This is a genomic window from Kaistella sp. (genome assembly GCF_032060305.1).
Classification (GTDB): domain Bacteria; phylum Bacteroidota; class Bacteroidia; order Flavobacteriales; family Weeksellaceae; genus Kaistella; species Kaistella yananensis.
In genome coordinates this window covers 1-3,502 of the sequence record NZ_DAMBHK010000120.1, presented here as the reverse complement: position 1 = coordinate 3,502, position 3,502 = coordinate 1, and the positions used below count along the sequence as shown (strand labels likewise).

4 protein-coding genes are annotated in these 3,502 nt (G+C 40.3%); 2 read left to right on the top strand and 2 right to left on the bottom strand.

Annotated elements, in window-relative coordinates:
* Window positions 1–327 (bottom strand): HD domain-containing protein (locus V5N63_RS11405; protein ID WP_332034038.1); only part of this gene is annotated, 327 nt, incomplete at its 3' end.
* A 222-nt stretch (window positions 328–549) separates the two neighbouring features.
* Here V5N63_RS11405 and porX point away from each other — a divergent pair.
* Window positions 550–2,091, top strand: a complete 1,542-nt coding sequence (gene porX, locus V5N63_RS11400) for a T9SS response regulator signal transducer PorX (RefSeq protein ID WP_088467975.1) — start codon at window positions 550–552, stop codon at window positions 2,089–2,091.
* A 139-nt stretch (window positions 2,092–2,230) separates the two neighbouring features.
* Complete coding sequence (locus V5N63_RS11395) at window positions 2,231–2,992, top strand: exodeoxyribonuclease III (protein ID WP_332034037.1); 762 nt, start codon at window positions 2,231–2,233, stop codon at window positions 2,990–2,992.
* Window positions 2,993–3,062: 70 nt separating this feature from the next.
* Here the strand turns inward: V5N63_RS11395 and V5N63_RS11390 are convergent, their stop codons facing one another.
* Window positions 3,063–3,434 carry a septal ring lytic transglycosylase RlpA family protein gene (locus tag V5N63_RS11390; RefSeq protein ID WP_332034036.1) on the bottom strand — a complete coding sequence of 124 codons (372 nt, stop codon included), beginning with the start codon at window positions 3,432–3,434 and terminating at the stop codon, window positions 3,063–3,065.
* Window positions 3,435–3,502: the final 68 nt, after the last annotated feature.

Sequence of the window (3,502 nt, the reverse complement as noted above, 5' to 3'; positions counted from 1 at the left end):
CATATTTTCCAAAGCGTGCGAAAAAGGACCATGACCAATGTCGTGAAGCAGAATCGCGAGCATGGCAGATTTTTCTTCCTCTTTGGAAATTTCAGTGCCTTTCAGTCTCAATGTTTCCAGAGCGGTAAACATCAGATGCATGGCGCCCAAGGCGTGATGAAAACGGGTATGGGTTGCGCCGGGAAAAATTAAATTCAGCAGGCCGGTTTGGGAAATCCGCCGCAGACGCTGAAAATAAGGATGCTCAATGACATCAAATAAAATTTCGTGAGGTATTTTTATAAAGCCGTGAACCGGATCGTTGATGATTTTGAATTTATTCGTCATTGTTTAATGGCTGTCTTTTAGATAGGAATCAGTTTCGCACTGCAAATTTAAGTTTTTATAATATGATACCGCTTTTTTTAAAAATATCGTACCGCAGTCATTCAATTATTTAACGCAACTTTAACGTGTTTTTAAAAGAAATTTGGCAATCTTTGGTTGTACTTTTGACGCCTTACAGTAGGCCTGAAAAGCTCAGGCAATTAATCAGAACAATTGAAATAAATGGCAAAATTAATATGGATTGATGATGAAGTGGATTTATTGAAACCTCATATTGTATTTTTAGAGAACAAAGGATATACGGTCACCCCGGTAAACAACGTAAACGAAGCACTGGAAATGATCGAAAAAGAAAATTTTCAGCTGGCATTGCTCGACGAAAATATGCCCGGCATCAGCGGCCTGGAAGCGATCCCGATGATTAAAAACATCGATTCCGCAATAAAGATCGTAATGGTAACCAAAAACGAGGAAGAACGAATCATGGAACAGGCCATCGGTTCACAAATCGCTGATTATATCCTGAAACCCGTAAATCCGAATCAGGTGCTGCTTTCTTTAAAGAAAAACCTTCAGGAAGAAACGCTGGTTGAGGAAAAAACAATCCTCGAGTATCAGCAGCAGTTCCGCAACCTTTCCATGGAACTTTCTTACATGAGAACGTACCAGGATTGGGCAGAATATTATAAGAAAATCCTGAACTGGGAAATAAAATTCGATAAAGTATTCGATAATGAATTTGCGGATTTGCTGCAGTCGCAGAAAGAAGAAGCCAACATTCAGTTCTCTAAATTCATTGAAAACAATTACGAAGACTGGCTCCATACCAACGAAAAACCCATGATGAGCCACACTTTGTTTAAAGACAAAGTAAAGCCTGAACTCGAAAAAGAAAAAGTGCTTCTCCTGATGATCGATAATTTGCGTTACGACCAGTGGAAGGTAATCGAACCGCTTTTCACCAAGTTTTACAACAAAACCTCCGAAGATTACTACTTCAGTATTTTACCCACCGCAACACAATATGCAAGAAATTCTTTTTTTGCCGGGTTGCTGCCTTCGGAAATCGAAAAACGTTTTCCCGATAAATGGTTTAATGACAATGAGGACGGAAACAAAAACGAACATGAGCGCGATTTTCTGGAAGATCAGATGAAACGGCTCGGACTTTCCGGCAAATCGATGAAATACCTGAAAATCCTTAACGCAGATTTTGAGAGAAAGATTCTGGACGATTTCAATCAGCACAAAAACAACGATCTGCTCGTGATTGTCTATAATTTCATCGACATCCTGTCGCATGCGAAAACCGATAACGTGATTGTAAATCAACTCATCCGGGACGATAAAACTTTCCGCTCGCTTACGTACAACTGGTTCGAGAATTCATCACTCATGAAAATCATCAAGCAGGCTGCTGAAAACGGATTCAAGCTGGTGATTACCACCGATCACGGAACGGTATATGTTAAAAAACCCAGCAAAGTGGTGGGCGACCGAGAAACCTCAACCAATATCCGTTACAAAACCGGCAGAAGCTTAACGTATGAAAACAGCGATGTATGGGCAATCTCTAATCCTGAAAAATTATTTTTACCGAAAGGAAACCTGAGTTCCAAATATATTTTCGCGAAAAACAACACTTTTTTAGCGTATCCGAAAAACTACAATCATTTCGTGAATTACTATAAGGAAACATACCAGCACGGCGGAATTTCCTTGGAAGAGGTAATTATCCCGATCAGCATATTAGAGCCCAAATAGTTTTTTTTCATAGTTTATTTAAATTTGGGCTCAATGGGGCGGAAAGAATCAGAGATTTTTTCCGCCTTTTTTATGGGCAGGCAGTAAATCTTCAGAAACAGGTCATTTCCTTTTGTAAATTTGAAGAAAATTAAATTGAATGAGAATTATCTCCTATAATGTCAACGGAATCCGTGCTGCCTTCACCAAAGATTTTGTGGGCTGGCTGAAAATTTCGGATCCCGACATCATCTGTATTCAGGAAAGCAAAGCGGGCAACGACCAGATCGACATCGAAAGCCTTGAAAAAATCGGGTATCACAGTTTCTGGCACTCTGCACAGCGCAAAGGATATTCGGGTGTCGGAATTGCCTCTAAAATTAAACCTAACCACATCGAATACGGCTGCGGTATTGAACATTATGATTCCGAAGGCCGGATCATCCGCGCAGATTTCGATGAGTTTTCGGTAATTTCGGTGTATGTTCCGTCCGCTTCAAACATCGAGAGACTGGGATTTAAGATGCAGTTCTGTTACGATTTCCTCGACTATATAAAAAACCTCAGCAAAACGATTCCTAACCTCATTATTTCAGGGGATTTTAATATCTGTCATCATGCGATCGACATCCATAATCCTGAAGGCCTTAAAAACACTTCCGGCTTCCTGCCGATGGAAAGAGAATGGATGACAAGGTTCATCGATGAATGTGAACTGATCGACAGTTTCCGGTTCTTCAATGACCAGCCCGATCATTATTCTTGGTGGAGTTACCGCCAGAATTCCCGCGCAAGGAACAAAGGCTGGCGCTTGGATTATAATTTCGTGTCGTATACGTTAAAGGAGAAACTGTCGCGCGCAGTAATTCTTAAGGAAGCCGTACACAGCGACCACTGTCCGGTGATGGTAGAACTTCATTAAGACAATAAAAGATGAAAATAAAAAAAGCCGACTCCTATGAATCGGCTTTGCTTTAAAAAAAACGTAAAGTTTAATCGACAATTTCATATTCAACAGGCATGGTACCGCGGGCGGTGTTGCCAATTGAATCGAACGCGGCTTTGGATAAATCCAATGCTCTGGAAGAGTGAAACGGACCTCGGTCGTTAATTCTCACTTCTACACTTTTTCCGGTTCTCAGGTTCGTTACCTGTACTATAGTTCCGAACGGAAGCGTTCTGTGTGCAGCGGTAAGCTTTCTGTTACTGAAAATTTCTCCGCTTGCGGTTTTCCTACCATTAAACTTATCGTGGTAGAACGATGCAAAACTTGTTTTGGCATCATTGGCATTAAACTTGTTGAAAGAATAAATACCAAGTGTTGAAATCATCATTATGATTAAGAGAATAACTCTTTTCATCATTTTGAATTATTTTATTGGTTTTGACTCCGCAAATTTATCCCGAAAACATTTTTTGCAATAACCCAATT

Excerpts from the sequence above, each read along its gene's own strand:
- V5N63_RS11390 (WP_332034036.1), bottom strand. The coding sequence starts at position 3,434 with ATGATGAAAAGAGTTATTCTCTTAATCATAATGATGATTTCAACACTT.
- porX (WP_088467975.1), top strand. The coding sequence starts at position 550 with ATGGCAAAATTAATATGGATTGATGATGAAGTGGATTTATTGAAACCT.
- V5N63_RS11395 (WP_332034037.1), top strand. The coding sequence starts at position 2,231 with ATGAGAATTATCTCCTATAATGTCAACGGAATCCGTGCTGCCTTCACC.